This is a genomic window from Streptomyces albiflavescens (assembly GCF_014645835.1).
GTDB classification, from domain to species: domain Bacteria; phylum Actinomycetota; class Actinomycetes; order Streptomycetales; family Streptomycetaceae; genus Streptomyces; species Streptomyces albiflavescens.
In genome coordinates this window covers 144,546-160,368 of sequence record NZ_BMMM01000022.1, presented here as the reverse complement: position 1 = coordinate 160,368, position 15,823 = coordinate 144,546, and the positions used below count along the sequence as shown (strand labels likewise).

14 protein-coding genes and 3 pseudogenes are annotated in these 15,823 nt (G+C 68.1%); 6 read left to right on the top strand and 11 right to left on the bottom strand.

Annotated elements, in window-relative coordinates:
- Window positions 1-139: 139 nt before the first annotated feature.
- From IEY95_RS41575 to IEY95_RS41550, 6 genes and pseudogenes are all read right to left on the bottom strand, one after another.
- Complete coding sequence (locus tag IEY95_RS41575) at window positions 140-514, bottom strand: hypothetical protein (protein ID WP_189191431.1); 375 nt, start codon at window positions 512-514, stop codon at window positions 140-142.
- A gap of 152 nt (window positions 515-666) precedes the next feature.
- Window positions 667-1,917, bottom strand: a complete 1,251-nt coding sequence (locus IEY95_RS41570; RefSeq protein ID WP_189191430.1) for a matrixin family metalloprotease — start codon at window positions 1,915-1,917, stop codon at window positions 667-669.
- Window positions 1,918-2,495: 578 nt separating this feature from the next.
- Window positions 2,496-2,885 carry a cupin domain-containing protein gene (locus tag IEY95_RS41565; protein WP_189191429.1) on the bottom strand — a complete coding sequence of 130 codons (390 nt, stop codon included), beginning with the start codon at window positions 2,883-2,885 and terminating at the stop codon, window positions 2,496-2,498.
- 185 nt (window positions 2,886-3,070) lie between these two features.
- Window positions 3,071-4,341: pseudogene (locus IEY95_RS49730) on the bottom strand (replication initiator).
- Window positions 4,342-4,718: 377 nt separating this feature from the next.
- Complete coding sequence (locus IEY95_RS41555; RefSeq protein ID WP_189191427.1) at window positions 4,719-4,916, bottom strand: hypothetical protein; 198 nt, start codon at window positions 4,914-4,916, stop codon at window positions 4,719-4,721.
- Window positions 4,913-5,866, bottom strand: a pseudogene (locus IEY95_RS41550) (FtsK/SpoIIIE domain-containing protein); the annotation flags it as partial. The pseudogene IEY95_RS41550 and the gene IEY95_RS41555, both read right to left, overlap by 4 nt.
- 2 nt (window positions 5,867-5,868) lie before the next feature.
- Here IEY95_RS41550 and IEY95_RS41545 point away from each other — a divergent pair.
- A pseudogene (locus IEY95_RS41545) lies at window positions 5,869-6,795 on the top strand (UvrD-helicase domain-containing protein); the annotation flags it as partial.
- A gap of 809 nt (window positions 6,796-7,604) precedes the next feature.
- Here IEY95_RS41545 and IEY95_RS41540 read toward each other — a convergent pair.
- On the bottom strand, window positions 7,605-8,060 hold the full coding sequence (locus IEY95_RS41540) for an ArsI/CadI family heavy metal resistance metalloenzyme (protein WP_189191426.1): 456 nt from the start codon (window positions 8,058-8,060) through the stop codon (window positions 7,605-7,607).
- Between the two features lie 28 nt (window positions 8,061-8,088).
- A complete protein-coding gene (locus IEY95_RS41535; protein ID WP_189191452.1) occupies window positions 8,089-9,462 on the bottom strand; it encodes an NAD(P)-binding domain-containing protein in 1,374 nt (457 codons plus the stop codon).
- 188 nt (window positions 9,463-9,650) lie between these two features.
- On the opposite strand from IEY95_RS41535, the gene IEY95_RS41530 reads away from it, so the two are divergent.
- A complete protein-coding gene (locus IEY95_RS41530) occupies window positions 9,651-10,016 on the top strand; it encodes an ArsR/SmtB family transcription factor (RefSeq protein ID WP_189191425.1) in 366 nt (121 codons plus the stop codon).
- 204 nt (window positions 10,017-10,220) lie between these two features.
- Window positions 10,221-11,360 (top strand): phosphate ABC transporter substrate-binding protein PstS, encoded by a 1,140-nt coding sequence (pstS, locus tag IEY95_RS41525; RefSeq protein ID WP_229703716.1) that lies wholly within the window; start codon window positions 10,221-10,223, stop codon window positions 11,358-11,360.
- A 20-nt stretch (window positions 11,361-11,380) separates the two neighbouring features.
- Here the strand turns inward: pstS and IEY95_RS41520 are convergent, their stop codons facing one another.
- From IEY95_RS41520 to IEY95_RS41510, 3 genes are read right to left on the bottom strand one after another with little or no spacing between them, the layout of a single operon-like run.
- Window positions 11,381-12,445 carry an ArsO family NAD(P)H-dependent flavin-containing monooxygenase gene (locus IEY95_RS41520; protein WP_189191424.1) on the bottom strand — a complete coding sequence of 355 codons (1,065 nt, stop codon included), beginning with the start codon at window positions 12,443-12,445 and terminating at the stop codon, window positions 11,381-11,383.
- Window positions 12,442-13,251 carry an aquaporin gene (locus IEY95_RS41515; protein WP_189191423.1) on the bottom strand — a complete coding sequence of 270 codons (810 nt, stop codon included), beginning with the start codon at window positions 13,249-13,251 and terminating at the stop codon, window positions 12,442-12,444. Before IEY95_RS41515 ends, IEY95_RS41520 begins: the two co-directional genes overlap by 4 nt.
- A gap of 40 nt (window positions 13,252-13,291) precedes the next feature.
- Window positions 13,292-13,606: an ArsR/SmtB family transcription factor gene (locus IEY95_RS41510; protein WP_189191422.1), complete on the bottom strand. Its 315-nt coding sequence runs from the start codon at window positions 13,604-13,606 to the stop codon at window positions 13,292-13,294.
- A gap of 76 nt (window positions 13,607-13,682) precedes the next feature.
- Here IEY95_RS41510 and IEY95_RS41505 point away from each other — a divergent pair, with 76 nt between their 5' ends.
- Genes IEY95_RS41505 through trxB form a run of 3 tightly spaced genes read left to right on the top strand, consistent with a single transcriptional unit; the run spans window position 13,683 to window position 15,787 of the window.
- On the top strand, window positions 13,683-14,318 hold the full coding sequence (locus IEY95_RS41505) for an arsenate-mycothiol transferase ArsC (protein WP_189191421.1): 636 nt from the start codon (window positions 13,683-13,685) through the stop codon (window positions 14,316-14,318).
- Between the two features lie 51 nt (window positions 14,319-14,369).
- Entirely contained in the window at window positions 14,370-14,789 is a 420-nt protein-coding gene (locus IEY95_RS41500) for an arsenate reductase ArsC (protein ID WP_189191420.1), read from the top strand.
- A gap of 5 nt (window positions 14,790-14,794) precedes the next feature.
- Complete coding sequence (gene trxB, locus IEY95_RS41495; protein ID WP_373294654.1) at window positions 14,795-15,787, top strand: thioredoxin-disulfide reductase; 993 nt, start codon at window positions 14,795-14,797, stop codon at window positions 15,785-15,787.
- Window positions 15,788-15,823: the final 36 nt, after the last annotated feature.

The window sequence follows — 15,823 nt, the reverse complement described above, 5'->3', positions numbered from 1 at the left end:
CGTGACATCCGGTCATGGCTCGCGGACTGGAACGAGCACCCCAGACCCTTCATCTGGACCAAGACCGCCGACGAGATCCTCGACAAAGTCGCCGCATACTGCCGAAGAGTCTCCGACTCAGGTCACTAGTAGTACTTCGTTAGGTAGGGGCGAGCTGTTGGGTGTGGCTCAACTGGACGACGAAGTCCTCCACGGGGCCGTCGATCGCCTCGGCGGCCTTCCGCTTCAGCTCACGGGCCCAGTCGAAGACCTCGACGGACGTGGGCGTGGGGGAGTAGCCGAGGAGGCCGCGCAGGGCAGCGACCGTGCAGAGCAGTTCGCCGTACGCGGCGACCGGGAAGTCGTCCTTCCATCGGTCGCGGAGCAGCGAGCACGCGGCCTTGTCATCGAGCTCGGCGAGATGGACGTCGACGCCGTCACGGTCGAGGAGTGTGCCGCTGCGCGCGAACGCGGAGATGACCGTGTCAACGGAGTGGGCGCGGTCCCAGATCGGCGTTTGGGGTGCGCCGGGCACGATGTCGAAGGGCCCCGCCGTTCGCGGTGGGGCCCTTCGACATGTTCCGTCTCACTTTGCGTCCCGGCGGCGACGCGGCTCCACTCCGCCGCCGTAGGCCGGCCGTGAACGACGCCCCCGGCCAGGATTACGGGCGTATGTGACGGCGGGCTTTATGAGGCACGGTGGACCAAGGCGTAGTTACCGCTTCCGCTCTGGCTGGGTCGTGCGTGACCACCGCCCGCTGGGCATGGGGGCGAGGCGACATTGTCCTCGAAGTAGAGCCCCATGCACTTGTTGCACCAGCGCCAATTGCTCTGTTGGCCCGGGGCTGTGCCGGCATTGTGCATCAAGCTGTAGTTGCCGCTCCCGGACTGGGCGGGCGGCGTGTGCGTACTGCCGGCCGGGCAGCTCGACGCGGACACCTGCGGGCCGAAGAACAACCCCTGACACTTGTTGCACCAACGCCACTCGCTCTGCCATCCGGTGGTGACCGGGAGGTTGTGCGCAAGTAGGTAGTTGCCGCTCCCGGACTGGGCGGGCGGCGTGTGCGTACTGCCGGCCGGGCAGCTGGACGCGGACACCTGCGGGCCGAAGTACAGGCCCTGACACTTGTTGCACCAGCGCCAGCCGCTCTGCGTCGGATAGTTGCCCGTCACACCATCGATGTCGTCGTTGGTCAGCGAGCGCTTGGTGGTGCCAGGGGCGATGGTCGGCTGCATCACCGCACCAGCAACGCTGGAGTGCCCCAGTCCGAGGATGTGGCCCAGTTCATGGAGGGCAACCGTCTCCACGTCGAACGCACCCGCCACTGCACCGACCGACCAGGCGTGCTCGGTGTCGTCGAAGTGCACCGGCTTGGGCAGCGTAGTGGTGACGATCGAACAGTTCGGCGGGAAGTCGGCGTGTGCGAGGATTCCGCCGACCATGCTGTGGTCAGGGTCGTTGGCCGGACGCCAGCCGATACGGATGTCGGGTGTCTGGTCGGCCCCGACTTCAGTGAATGTCAGCGGTGTGGCGGCTGCCCAGGTCCCGAAGGCGTTCCGGACGGCCTGGAATTCCCCGAAGGTGTCCTCAGTCCCAACGTCCATCGTGTAGGTGAGGCTCCACCTGTCCCACGCGCACGTGCGGGCGAACGCCACGCCCTGCCATAGGTCGGGCATCGCGCATCGCGACTGGGTCATCCGCTCCTTGGTTGTCTCGTCGAACGCCCCGGTGTCGGGCAGTTCGAAGAATTGCTGGTACCTCTGGAGCGCGGAGGAGGTCGCGCCGTCGAGCGTGTCGGGCTCGTAGCCACTCTCCTCCAGGTAGCCGTAGCGATTCAGGTAGACCTGCACCCGTTCGAGGCCGTTGATGTGTTCTCCAGGTTTCCCCACGTCGACCGACTGGATGAAGCTGACAGGGCCCTTCTGCGCACTGGTCATGGTCCCCCTCTTCCTGCTAGCTCACCCCCACCGAAGGGGCTGTGACGCCCATTACAGTCCTCTGGGCCACAGATGGCGTAAAGAGGCCGAGAGACCTCACCTGCTTTTGGCTGAAAATGCCGGTTAACGGTGGTGTTGCTGTGACTGGTCGAAAATGTCCCGTCCCTCCAGCCACGGCACCTCCGCACGGTTGGCTGCATCCCCGGAATCGTGCACCGCCCGCGACTTGCACCACGGCGCCAGAGCCGCCGATATCGCCTAGTCCAGCCCGGTCTTACGGGCCGTCTCCGCCAGCAGGACGCCTCCCGCCTGCGAGACCACTGCCCGGCCACCGCCCTCGACGTGGACACGCGGGTAGGACCCGATACGCTTCTTCACCTGGGAAGTGCCTCCGACGGTGGCAGGAACAAGGACCTCGACAATCCTCATTCTTGCTGGTCATAGGCACTCTTCGTTTGTCTGACCACCCGTCGGACATCAAGCTTCATGAAAGCCCGAGGCTAGGAAGCGCATCGCAGGTAGATCCGCGAACGTCGAAAAAATCTTGCTTCGCGTGTGACTGTTCCCAGTGATTGAGGTCAGCCGTGCCCTGGTGCCGGATCCGTCTGCGACACCGCATAACCGGCCACGGAGGGCCACCGAACTGTCAACACGACTGATTCTTCCTCGGCGAACCAGGAGTGATCGATTCCGTGCCCCCACACGACGTAGTCACCCTGCTGTTCCAAGAGGACACTGCGGCCGCGGAATTCAACGCGGAAGCGCCCGCTGATGAGGACCAGGAGAGCTGTTCGTTCCTCGCCCGTCACCCACTCTGCTCGCTCATCACCGCACGGGTGAACGCCCCATTTGATCTCCACGGCCGAACTGTGCCGAGGGTCGCCAGCACCTTTGAAGTGCCCCAGGAGCCAACCCCGGTCGAGTGCGGCGTCCTTGCCGGCGTTCCCCACGTACACGCTGTCATTCACGCACCCGGACACTAGCAGCGGGCTGCGTGAGCATGATCAACCCATCCGCGACGGATACTAGGAATCCTTCTGAGCAGGCCCGAGGAGCCGCGCGAGTCGCTCAGCGCTCTTTGGCCCCATCCGCCTAGGGAACTTGGCTGCCTGGCGTGCGACCGCCCGAGCCCACCTCTCGTCGTTGCGTCTCGTCACCGGGGCATCTCATGTGCTTCCCGAATGATCTCGCGGCTCGTGGCGATGTCTTCGGCGACGCCGGCGGCCACGAGTGCGGCGCCTGGGGTGTGCCCGGAGCCGACGTAGCGCCAGTGCCGTTCGGTGACTGCGTCGGGAATGTCGTCGTGACCCACATGACGAGCGCGTTCGGCGCGTAGCGCCGCGTACGTGGTCGAGTAGGCACGGGACTTGGTGAGGATGTGACCGCGGTAGCCGAGGGTGTGGGCCCAGCCTGCAGGTGGAGGGGTGCGTAGTCGGGAAGGCCGCCGAGGGGCCAGCAGGTGCACATGAGCGCCCGCACGTGGGCGGTGACGGGGACTGCGCCGATGTCGTCCCAGGTGGTGAGTCTGTAGTCGGTACCGGCGCCCGTCTCCTGAGTTCCCTTGGTGACGTATTTCGCGACGTACGCGGCTACGGCATCGTCGTCCGGGCCGAGGCCGTCGGCGCGCAGAGGGCGGGCATCGATCTGGACACCCCAGCGGAGATCGAGTTCGCCGACGGCGGGACTGTGGGGAGTGCGCACCAGGACCCGCCGGGCGGAGGCGCGCACGGCATCGGTGAGCCGGTCTGTGCTGCCCCAGGCCGGGGGTTCGTCGTGCGGTCCGGCCGGGCCGTCGAGGCGTACGACCGCGTGTATGTGGACGGCCGCCCGCTTCTGGTACTCCGCAACACGGGCGATGGACAGCCGGGCGTGCGACGAGAAGAGCGACTGTGTGAGGCCAACTGCCGAGGCGAGTTGACGCCGGACGCCGATGGCGAAGCGGTCCCAGAGCTTGCCCACATGCGCGTGCCAGAGGATGTGGGCCGGGTAGTCGTAACAGTCTGTGCAGAGAGGTTGGCCGACGACGGCATAGCTCGCGTCATGGACGGCGCCGCAGCCGAGGGGCCGACCGTGCTCGCATTGTCCGCGGTCGCGACGAGGGTGGCAGATCTGGCCGGCGCGATGCACGAGCCCGAATGATGGGGCGGTGAGGGTGATGAAGAGCCGGGGTCGGTCGCGGACCGTTGCCGGGACGTTCTTGCCGCCGAGGAGTCCGGCGCGGACGAGGTGATAGGTGTCGCCTGCGTGGAGTCGGGAGCAGGGCGCGCAGACGGTTGCGCGCCGGTTGCGGCAGCGTATGAGGAGCCGTTCGTCGGGTTCGCTGCGGGTGTCGTAGTGCTGGAGGATCTCGCCGGTTCCCGCGTCATGCGTGGTGGTCGAGCCGGAGAGGTGGACCGGGCGAGCACAGCCTCCCGTGGCGACGATCTGGTCGAGCCAACGGGCGAACTTCGGATCTTGGGCGATGCGGATTGCGTCGCGGTCTGCTTCGGGGAGCTGACGCAGGCGCGCCGCGCGGTCGAGGGCTGCGCGCCTGTCAGCCGAGGTGAACTCGGGTGTGATGGTGGTGGCCTTCCAGGGTGGGCCGCCGAAGCGGCACGGGTGATGGTTGGTGGCGCGCTATCGGTCATGGGATCGCTCCTTCGGTGGTCAGGTGTGGTGGTGCGTGTGAGTCAGCGGATGGTTCCGGTGCCCCGGCAGACGCGGCAGCGCCGACGCCGTCCGGTCCAGGTGGTACGGGCGCCCTCGCCCTTGCAGTTGGGGCACCTCACGCGGTTCATGGGCATGGCGTACGTCCTTCCTGCTTAGAAGTGGGAGAAGCCGCTGAGCACCCAGGTGAGGAAGCCGTTGATCGTGAGGCTGACCGGGGTCTGGCCGAGGTACATGCCGAAGAGGGCGATGCAGACGGCCTCCCAGGCGCGTACGTCCCGGGATCGCACGAGGAGGAGGGTGATGATCCCGAAGACCACCACGAGGGACACGGCGGTACCTGCGCTGATCACTCCGCGCCTCCTTCGAGCGCCGCGAGAGCGAGGTCTATGGCGGGCAGTTCGGGGGTCATGGCCGCGTACTTCCTGGCCGTTGCCGAGGCCTCTTCGGTCGATGTGAGGTGCGACCGGGCGCGGCTCCAGCCGCCCTCAGGCCCGGTGCAGACGGCCACGCCTTTCTCGTCCTGGGTGATCGACTGCGCGACGACGACGGCGTCCTTGTTGAGGTCGCCCAAGGTTATTTCTGCCGTGCCGGGGTCGTTGACTCGGTGGCAGATACGGCCGCCGAGTTGAGCCCGCAGTGCGGTGACGCCGGGGCCGAGATCCGAGCCGACGCGTTGCCCGGCGACGACCAGGTGCATGCCGAGCGCGACGCCGAGTTGGGCCAGGCGTAGGAGGAGCGTCGAGCACTGCTCCGCCTCCGCCTTGCTCTCTCGTCTGCCGTCGGACAGGTACAGCTCCGCGAGTTCGTCGACGATCACGACGACGGGTATCGGACGCAGCTTGTCGGGCAGTTCCCAGATGGATCGGAACCCTGCCGTGCGGCAGGCGCGCATGCGGTCCTGCATGTCGAGGACAAGTGCGGCGAGTACCGCGACCGCCTCGCGCCTGCACGTGGTGAGGGCGCTCAACCGCCCGGCGAACAGGCCGAGTTCCATGCCGCCCTTGCAGTCGATGCCGACCAGGGCGACCTGTTGCGGTGCGAGTTGAGTGATCAGCCGGGCGAGCAGGGTGGACTTGCCGGACCGCGTGGCGCCGGCGATGAGCCAGTGCGGCACGAGCCGTAGATCCATGACCCAGGCGCCGCCGTTCTCCAGTACGCCGATGAGTGCGGACAGGAGTGCGGCAGGCGCCGAGGCTAAGCCGGGCCGGGCCAGCGGGTCACTGGCGGTTGCGGTCAGAAGCACGAGGCCGCGCTCCGGCGAGGTGACACGTACCGCGTGCACCTTCCAAGCGTGCACAAGCGGTGCGTTTCGAGCATGACCACTACCTGAAGATGTGGGCCCTGACCGAACCAAAGATCGACGCCGACTTCCTCTTCCTGGACGAGGCACAGGACACCAACCCGGTCCTGGAACAGGTCTTCGCCGCTCAACGCGCCCACACCCAGCTGGTCATGGTCGGCGACTCCGCCCAGGCGATCTACGGCTGGCGCGGAGCCCGGGACGTCATGACAGGCTTCGACGCCAATCACCTCACCCTGACCCGCTCCTTCCGCTTTGGCCCCCTCCTCGCTGAACAAGCCAACCGCTGGCTCGCGTTCACCGACGCGCCCATCCGTCTGACCGGCACCAATGAGATCCCAACGAAGGTCGGCCTCGTCACCTCCCCGGACGCGGTGCTGTGCCGCACGAACATCGGGGCCATGACCGAGGTCATGAGACTGCTGGCCGCCGGCCACCGCGTCGCACTGACGCGGGGAGGACAAACGCTCGTCGCGCTGGCGCTGGCTGCGCAGGACCTCAAAGAAGGCCGCCGCACCGCCCACCCCGAACTCGTTCTCTTCGCTTCCTGGGGCGAGTTGCAGGAGTACGCGGATCACGACCCCGCCGGCCGTGATCTGCAGCCTTTCGTAAAACTTGTCGACCAGCACGGACCCGAGGCCATCATCACCGCGGTCCACGCGCTGACCGATGAGAACAAGGCCGACGTCACGGTCTCCACGGCTCACAAGGCCAAAGGCCGGGAATGGCCCACCGTCAGGGTCGCCGATGACTTCCCCCCGCCCCCAGACAGTGACCAACACGACGACTGTGGTCGTCCGATCCCGGAGCCGGTGAGCGAATCGGACGCTCGCCTCGCCTACGTTGCCGTGACACGCGCCCGCAGTCGGCTTGACCTCGGTGGTCTTGCCTGGATCGATGACCTTCCAGCCGCCTCGGAGCCCTCGTGACGATTCCGAAGACTGCCACTGGTCTCAGCGAGGGATGTCTGCCGGTTCGTCGTCTCCGTTTGCAGGGTGGGAGCTGAAACCCTGGTGTTCTCCAGTGCTAGCGAGAGGGACGTATCAAGAGGTCACCGTGCGGCGGGCTCGCGCCGCCAACACCAACGAGCTATCAGCCTGCTGGTGATGACGTCCGGCCGTGGCGGCGCGGGTCGTGGTGTGCTGAGGGGACGCCGGACGCTGCCGCTCTTCCCAGAGGCGTATACGCCGTGCGTAAAAGGCGTCTGTCCGGCGCCGTCCAAGCACATCACCACATGGGGCCAGCAGCCATGTTGTTCGAGCCGTCTGTGGCCCTGCTGTCTGCTGCCCGTCGTCATCGTGCGGCAGACAACCCGGCATCAACGAGTGGCCTTCAGCGGCCGGGCTGCGATCAGTAGGCCACCGAGGGCAAGGGCCATCCAGGTCTCTCCCCTCCCATCCGGTCGTCGTACTGGCAGATTCCACAAGCTCGACGAGGCCGGACGATCCGGACCTCCAAGACGCGCAGACACGGATAGCCGGACTTCACTGCGCTCCTCTTCAGCCACTTGCCGCGAGGCCGAACGCCGTCGATCTGCAGCAATACTTCCTCGACCGGAGGCTGGCCCATAGCAACCTCAATCCGTCCGGGCCTGCCCTTAGCTACGGATTAGGCGCAGTGGACGATTCCCCAACTGGTGATCTGGGTGGCGCAGAGGGCGGTCACGGCGGCGCGAGGCCGCGACCGGTTCCCCGTTCCGGTCGCGGCCTGGCTGGGGTGGAGGTTGGTCATCGGCGGATCAGCAGCAGCCGCCCGCGACGACCGTTTCCTGCGCATCCTCGGCAGGGCCTGCGCAGCACGTGCTTCCTTGCTGCTTGGCGAGGGTGTCGGCGTCGGCTTTGACGAAGTAGACCTCCCAGGGTTCCTGGCCGGGGCTATGGACCCAGACCTTGTCCTGGAGGGCGTAGCAGCAGGTGGTGTCGTTCTCCACGTCGGTGGCCAGGCCCGCGTCGCCCAGGCGGGCGGTGGCGGCGTGGACGGCCTCGGTGCTGTCGACCTCGACGCCGAGATGGTCCATACGGGTCGCCTCGCCTGCGGTGCCTTCGACGAGGACGAGCTTGAGCGGCGGCTCGGCGATGGCGAAGTTGGCGTAGCCGTCGCGGAGTTTGGCGGGCTCGGTGCCGAACAGCTTCGTGTAGAAGGCGATGGACGCGGCGAGGTCGGGGACGCGGAGGGCGAGCTGTACGCGGGACATGGCGAACCTCCTTGTATGGGTGTGGAGTTCAGCAACCGCCGGATGATGCCGGGGCGCCGATGCCGATCTGGAGAGTGGAGGGAGCGGCGCAGCAGCCACCGCCGGACTGCTCCGCGTTCTCCGGCTCGTCGAACAATCCTGCGCCGCCGCACACGCCGGTCTCCGGGAGGGTCAGCTCGATGCGCTCGGCGGCTTCCTGGTCTCCGGCGATCGCGGCGGCGATGGAGCGGACCTGCTCGTAGCCGGTCATCGCGAGGAACGTGGGGGCGCGACCGTAGGACTTCATGCCGACCAGGTAGACGTCCTTCTCCGGGTGGGAGAGCTCGTTCACACCGTGCGGGTAGACGGTGCCGCAGGAGTGCACGTTCGGGTCGATCAGCGGGGCCAGCGCGGTCGGCGCCTCAAGACGCTCGTCCAGACCGAGGCGGACCTCCGAGAGGAAGGAGAGGTCCGGGCGGAATCCGGTCAGCACGATGACCTCATCGACCGGGTCGAGGCGGCGGCCGTCCTCGGCAACCAGGACCAGGCGGCCGTCGGCCCCGCGCTCGACGGCCTCGGTGCGGAAGCCGGTGGCCGCGCTCGCGTATCCGTCCTCCACGGCGGCCTTGGCACGCAGGCCCAGCGCGCCGCGAGCGGGGAGCTGGTCGGCCTCGCCGCCGCCGTACGTGCTCGCGCCGATGCCCCGGCGCAGGATCCAGACCGCGTGCGTGCCGGGCTCCTCCTTCGCGAGCTCGGCGAGGTAGGCGAGGGCGGTGAAGGCGGAGGCGCCGGAGCCGACGACAGCCGTGCGCCTACCGGCGAAACGGGCTCGTACGGCCGGGTCCTTGAGGTCGGGAACGCGGTAGGAGATCTGCTCGGCGGCCGCCTTCTCACCGAGGGCGGGCAGGCCGTCTGCGCCGATCGGACTGGGGACGGACCAGGTGCCGGAGGCGTCGATGACGGCGCGGGCGGTGATCCGCTCCTCCTGGCCGTCCGCGGTGGTGACGTGCACGGTGAAGGGCTGCTCGTCGCGCCCGGAGTCGACGATCCGGTCGCGGCCCGCTCGGGCGACGCCCGTCACCTGCGCACCGAAGCGGACCTTGTCGTCGAGGACATCGGCGAGCGGCTGCAGGTACTTGTCGGCCCAGTCACCGCCGGTCGGATACGTCGCGCCGTCGGGGCGGACCCACCCGGTGGGGGCCAGGAGCTTCTCGGCGGAGGGGTCGATGACCTCTCCCCAGGTCGAGAACAGCCGCACGTGCGACCAGTCCCGGACGGCGCTGCCCGCAGCCGGACCGGCTTCCAGGACCAGGGGTTCGATGCCGCGCTCGACGAGGTGGGCAGCGGCGGCCAGGCCGATCGGGCCGGCTCCGATGACCACGACGGGCAGTTGGTCGGTGGTGGGCACGCTGTTGATGGACACAGCCACGAGATTCCCCTTTGCTTCGACATCCGTCGATCTCTTGCGGCGCCCAGCATCCCACCTGATTCGATAAGCGTCAACATAGACACTTATCGAATCTAGATGGTGAGCTGCTAGATGCAGTGACGGTCGGGGTCGCGGACCCCGGCGCCTGGCCAGCTTGGTTCGACATGTGTCAACATAGACAGATGTCGAACGTCAACGCGCTGCCGCTGCTGGAACCCGAGGCCGCCGAGGCCGTGGTCCCGTGCTGCCCGCCGCTGACCGAGCGCCCCCTGAGCGCCGAGGAGGCCGAGCGGACCGCGCGGATGTTCAAGGCGCTGGGGGATCCGGTGCGACTTCGCCTGTTCTCGCTGGTCGCCTCGCATGCGGGTGGCGAGGCGTGCGTGTGCGACATCTCCGACGTCGGTGTCTCGCAGCCGACCGTCTCCCATCACCTGAAGAAGCTCAAGGAGGCAGGGCTGCTTACGTCCGAGCGGCGCGGCACCTGGGTTTACTACCGGGTCGAGCCGTCGGTCGTGGCTGCCATGGGGCAGATGCTCACCGCTAGATAGCCCACACGCACTCGTGTTGCTCAAGACACGTCGAAACCCCCTGCCTGACACAAGCGCGTCAACAGACGTTCGCGTGCACGTCGCCACCACAAGTCCCACATAGGTAACCATCTATGTCCGGGCGAGTGGGGGCGCGAATCAACGGCCAGACCATGGCGACGACATTCGGCCTGCCACCCGTATGCCTTCCGAAAGGGGCTAGGGGTGCAGCATCGGAGCAAGAGCCGAAGCCTTTTCCTGCCGCTCGGCGCGGCCGCGGCCGTTGCGGCGGCGACAGGCGGAGCACTGATCTGGGTGTGGGGAGTCAGCGGCTTCGGCGCCGCGCAGGACAAACCATCGGTGACACCCACTCTCTTGCGGTCCGGCTGTACGAAGAAGGGGCAGGTCCCCGGTTCGGGGTCGACCGCTCAGCAGAACGTGATGAAGTACTGGATCAAGCAGTACCAGCAGGCTTGCTCGCCGGTGCAGATCGCGTACAACCCGGTGGGTTCCGGTGCAGGAGTCGCCCAGTTCCTGCGCGGGGACACCTCATTCGGCGGCTCCGACAGCCCCGTCAAGCCAGAGAACGCCAAAGGATTGGGCCGCGTGTGCTCGGGCGGCCGAGCCATCAACCTGCCCATGGTGGGCGGCTCCATCGCCATCGGCTACAACGTGCCCGGTGTGAATGACCTGGTACTGGACGCGCAGACCCTGGCCAAGATCTTTGACGCGCGGATCACCACCTGGGACGACCCCGCCATCCGAAAGCTGAACTCCGACGCCGAACTGCCGTCCCTGCCCATCCGGGCAGTCCACCGGTCCGACGACTCGGGCACCACTCAGAACTTCCAGGCGTACCTCGCTGGCGCGGCTCCCAAAGTCTGGCCGTATCCGGCGGAAAAGGCGTGGCAGGGGCACACGGGAGACTCCGCCGCGGGGTCCGATGCCGTCGCTTCGACGGTGAACTCCACCACCGGTTCGATCGGCTACTTCGAGCTGTCCTTCGCAAGCCGGCTCAGCATCAACACCGTCCGCATCGACACCGGCGCCTCCGCCCCCGTTACGGCCACCACGAAGACGGCGTCCGCGGGCATCGCCGCCGCCAAGCTGGTCGGCACGGGCAAGGACATGACCTTGAAATTCGACTACCGGACCTCCGCCGACGGTACGTACCCGATCGTCCTGGTCACGTACGAGATCGTGTGCGACAAGGGCAACCTTCCCGACAGCCTGCCCGCTCTCAAGTCCTTCCTCGCCTACACCGCCAGCGAACAGGGACAGGAGGCGCTGTCCGAGATTCACTACGCGCCGCTGCCGGAGTCCATCGCCGCCGAGGTGCGCAAGGTCGTCAGCACGCTGAGCTGAGCGGCCGGGCGCACATCAAGTCACCGGTCATTCGTGAGCAGTTCGGCGATGTCGCGGGCCGCGTCCCGGGCGGGGCGGCCCACGCCGATGAGGGTGGCGGAGGCGGGGCCGGTCCAGTCCCCGTAGCCGAGGAAGTGAATGCGGGGTTCGTCCACAGCCCGGGTGCCTTCCGTGGCGATGTGGCCGCGCCGTCCTCGCAGTCCCAAGGGGGCCAGATGGGCGAGCGCCGGGCGGAAGCCCGTGCACCAGATGACCGTGTCTGCATGAGCCCGGGTGCCGTCGGCCCAGACGACGCCGTCGGCTTCGAGGCGTACGAACATGGGTGATGCCTTGAGCAGTCCGGCGTCGCGGGCCTCGCGCACGGGTGGTACGGCGACGATGTCGCCGAGGGACGCGACGCCGCCGGTGTCGGTGCGGCGTTCGTCCAGGGCGCGGCGGCGGGCGGTGGCCGCGTCGAACAGGGCGCGGCCGTCGATGTCATCGGCGAGGAAGCGGGGCGGGCGCTGGGTGACCCAGGTCAGCTCGGTGTCGTAGGCCAGGTCGGCGGCGATCTGGGCGCCGGAGTTGCCGCCGCCGACGATGATGACGCGTTGCCCGGCGAAGTCACTCGGGCTGCGGTATTCGACCGTGTGCAGCTGGTGTCCGCGGAAGTCCGACTGGCCGGGGACGGCCGGCAGGAAGGGGCGCCACCAGGTGCCGGTGGCGCTGATGACGGCCCGGGCGCGCCAGGCACCGGAGTTCGTCTCGACGCGCAGGAACTCGCCCTCGCGGTGCACGCCGTCCACGCGTACGGGGCGGTGCACGGGAAGCTCGTATCGCCGCTCGTACTCGGTGAGGTAGCCGACCACGTGACCGGCATCCGGGTACGTCTCTCCTACCTGTATGGGCATCGGCCGCCCCGGCAGCGACGAGTACGCGGCCGGGGAGAACAAATGCAGGGAGTCCCAGGTGTGTTGCCAGGCGCCGCCGGCCTCGGCCTGGGCATCGAGGATGACGAAGTCCACGCCGAGGCGGCGCAGGTGGTAACCGGCGGCGAGTCCGGCCTGGCCGCCGCCGATCACCACCGCCTGCGCGGTGTGCGTCATACGGTCGGCTGGTCTTCAGTCGTCCGGCCGGGCATGAAGATGAGGGCCACCAGCGCCAGTCCGACCACGGCGCCCACGAGTTGCATGCCGATGAAGGCCGCGACAGATCCAGGCGCGATGCCCGCGAAGGTGTCGGTGAAGGCGCGGCCGATCGTCACCGCCGGGTTGGCGAAGGACGTGGACGAGGTGAACCAGTACGCCGCGCCGATGTACGAGGCGACCGCGACGGGAGCGAACCGCAGCCGGTCGGTGCGGGCCAGGCCGAAGATCAGCAGGATGAGGCCGGCGGTCGCGACGACCTCACCGAGGAGGAGGTGGCCGGCGGATCGGTCGTGGGTGGACCACTTCACCAGCGGCTCGCCGAACATCGCGTCGGCCAGGATCGCGCCCGCGATCGCGCCGACGATCTGGGCGGGGACGTACACGGCCGCCTCCCGGAGGGTGACTCCGGGGCCGCCGCGGCGGGCGGTCCACCACTCGGCGAGGGTGACGGCGGGGTTGAAGTGCGCCCCGGAGACCGGGCCGAGCAGGGTGATCAGGACGCCGAGGCCGAAGACGGTGGCCAGGGAGTTGGCCAGCAGCTGCAGGCCGACGTCCTTCGTCAGTTCGGTGGCCTGGATGCCGGAGCCGACCACGACCGCGACGAGCGCCGCCGTGCCGACCAGTTCCGCCGCGGCCCTGGCGGTCAGCGGAGGAATTTGGGGCGGGGTGGCGCCCGGGGCGGGCTGCGGCTCGGTGCCGGGCGCGGCAGAGGCTATGGCGAACTCCCCTGCGCTGTCGTGCTCGGCGGCCTCGGTGGCGGTCAACAGGACTCCTCGGTGCGTACGAAGGGCGACAGGCGCCGGATCAAGGACAGGACCGCTTGACGTTGTTCTCCGCGGTGGCGCGCGCGGTCTCCGCGAGGTCGGCGAATTGACCGGCAAGCGAGGCGATGACGTCGGGCTTGAGTCGGTAGTAGGTGAACCGACCGCATGGCTCCGTCTCCACGACCCCAGCCTCGCGCAGCACCTTCAGATGGTTGGAGAGGTTGGTCTGCTTGGCCCCCGTCTCCTCGATCAGGTGCGTGCTGCAGAGAGTCTCCTGAGCCAGCAAGGTGACAATCCGCAGCCGCAGCGGGTCTGCGAGAACCCGGATCAGATCAGTGTCGACTGACGTCATCATGGGCTGATACTGTCACATCACTCGGAGCTGATACCAGCCCGGAGTGAATCGTTGGGACCCGCTGAAGGGGGTTCTCATGACCGCGTCCCCACCCCCTGCCCTGCCGGACGAACGCCTGGTGACCGGGGCGGCCCGACTCGCCGTCCGCTACCAGGGACTCTTCTCGCCCGAGACCGTACAACGGCTCATCGTCGACTCGTACGAACGTCTCGCCGAGCACGCTCACGTCCGTACCCATCTCGTCGTCCTGGCCGAACACCTGGCGGCCGAACGCCTGGAGGCGCTCGTGCACGTCAAAGGCGCGCCGGGCGTCGGGCTGCCGCGGGTGCTGTTCGTGTGCAGCCACAACGCCGGGCGCTCGCAGATGGCCGCCGCGCTGCTCGCCCACCGGGCGGCAGGTCATGTGGTCGTCTCCTCCGCGGGGACGCATCCGGCCGAGACGGTCGAGCCGCTCGTCGCGCTGGTGCTGACCGAGGTCGGCGTGCATGCCCCCGACGCCTTCCCCAAGCCGCTGACAGACGAAGTCGTCCAGGCTGCCGACATCGTGATCACGATGGGCTGCGGCGACGCCTGCGCTATCGTGCCCGGCCGCCGTTACCTGGACTGGCCGGTCGCCGACCCTGAGGGCGCCCCGGTCCCCGTCGTACGGAAGATCCGCGACGAGATCGACGCCCACATCACCGAACTGCTCGACTCCCTGCCGGGCACCTGAAACCCCGTATCCCGCATCACCTGCTTGATCCACATCGTGAAGGAAGAACCCATGTCCTCCAGCCCGCTCGCCTCCGTGCTGTTCGTCTGCGTCCACAACGCCGGGCGCTCGCAGATGGCCGCCGGATTCCTCAACCACCTCGCGGGCGACCGGATCGAGGTCCGCTCCGCCGGATCCATCCCGGGTGACCAGGTCAACCCGTCCGCGGTCGAGGCGATGAAGGAACTCGACATCGACATCTCCGGCCAGAAGCCGAAGATCCTCACCACTGAGGCCGTGCAGGCGTCGGACTACGTCATCACGATGGGCTGCGGCGACGCGTGCCCGATCTTCCCGGGCAAGAAGTACCTGGACTGGGCGCTGGAGGACCCGGCGGGCAAGGGCGTCGAGTCCGTCCGCCCGATCCGCGACGAGATCAAGACCCGCATCGAAGCCCTGATCGCCGAGATCGACGCCCAGCAGGAGGCGTGAGCCGCGTGACCGATTCCGGCGTCCGGGAGGTCATCGTCATAGGCTCCGGCCCCGCCGGATACACCGCTGCCCTCTACACCGCCCGCGCCGAACTCAAGCCGCTCGTCTTCGGCGGCGCTATCTTCGTCGGCGGCGCGCTCACCACGACCACCGAGGTCGAGAACTTCCCCGGCTTCCCCGAGGGGATCGACGGCCCGGTCCTCATGGAGAACATGCGGGCCCAGGCGGTGCGCTTCGGCGCCGAGATGATCGACGACGACATCGTCGAGGTCGACCTGACGGGCGACATCAAGACCGTCACCGACACGGCAGGTACCGTGCATCGGGCCAAGGCTGTGATCATCGCGACCGGCTCCGGCTACCGCAAGCTCGACCTCCCCAAGGAGGACGAGCTCTCCGGCCGCGGGGTGTCCTGGTGCGCGACCTGTGACGGCTTCTTCTTCCGCGACCGCGACATCGTGGTCGTCGGCGGCGGCGACACCGCGATGGAGGAAGCCACCTTCCTTACCCGCTTCGCCAAGTCGGTCACTGTCGTCCACCGCCGCTCCACCCTGCGCGCCTCCCAGGTCATGCAGAACCGCGCCTTCTCCGACGACAAGATCTCCTTCGCCTTCGACAGCGAGATCGCCGAGATCAAGGCAGCGGACGGCAAGCTCGCCGGGGTCGTGCTGCGCGACGTCTTCACCGGCAAGACCCGCGACCTGGACGTGACGGGCCTGTTCATCGCGATCGGCCACGATCCGCGTACCGAACTGTTCAAGGACCAGCTGGAGTTGGACGACGCCGGCTACCTCAAGGTCGAAGCACCCTCGACCCGTACGAACATCGCCGGTGTCTTCGGCGCGGGCGACGTCGTCGACCACACCTACCGTCAGGCGATCACCGCCGCCGCCTCGGGCTGCGCGGCCGCCCTGGACGCCGAGCGGTACCTCGCCGCCCTCGCGGACGGCACGAACACCACCGCTCGCGAAGACGCTCTCCAAGCCGTAACCGGCTGATCACCGACCTGCCACCCGGCAGAAACCGCACTCTGC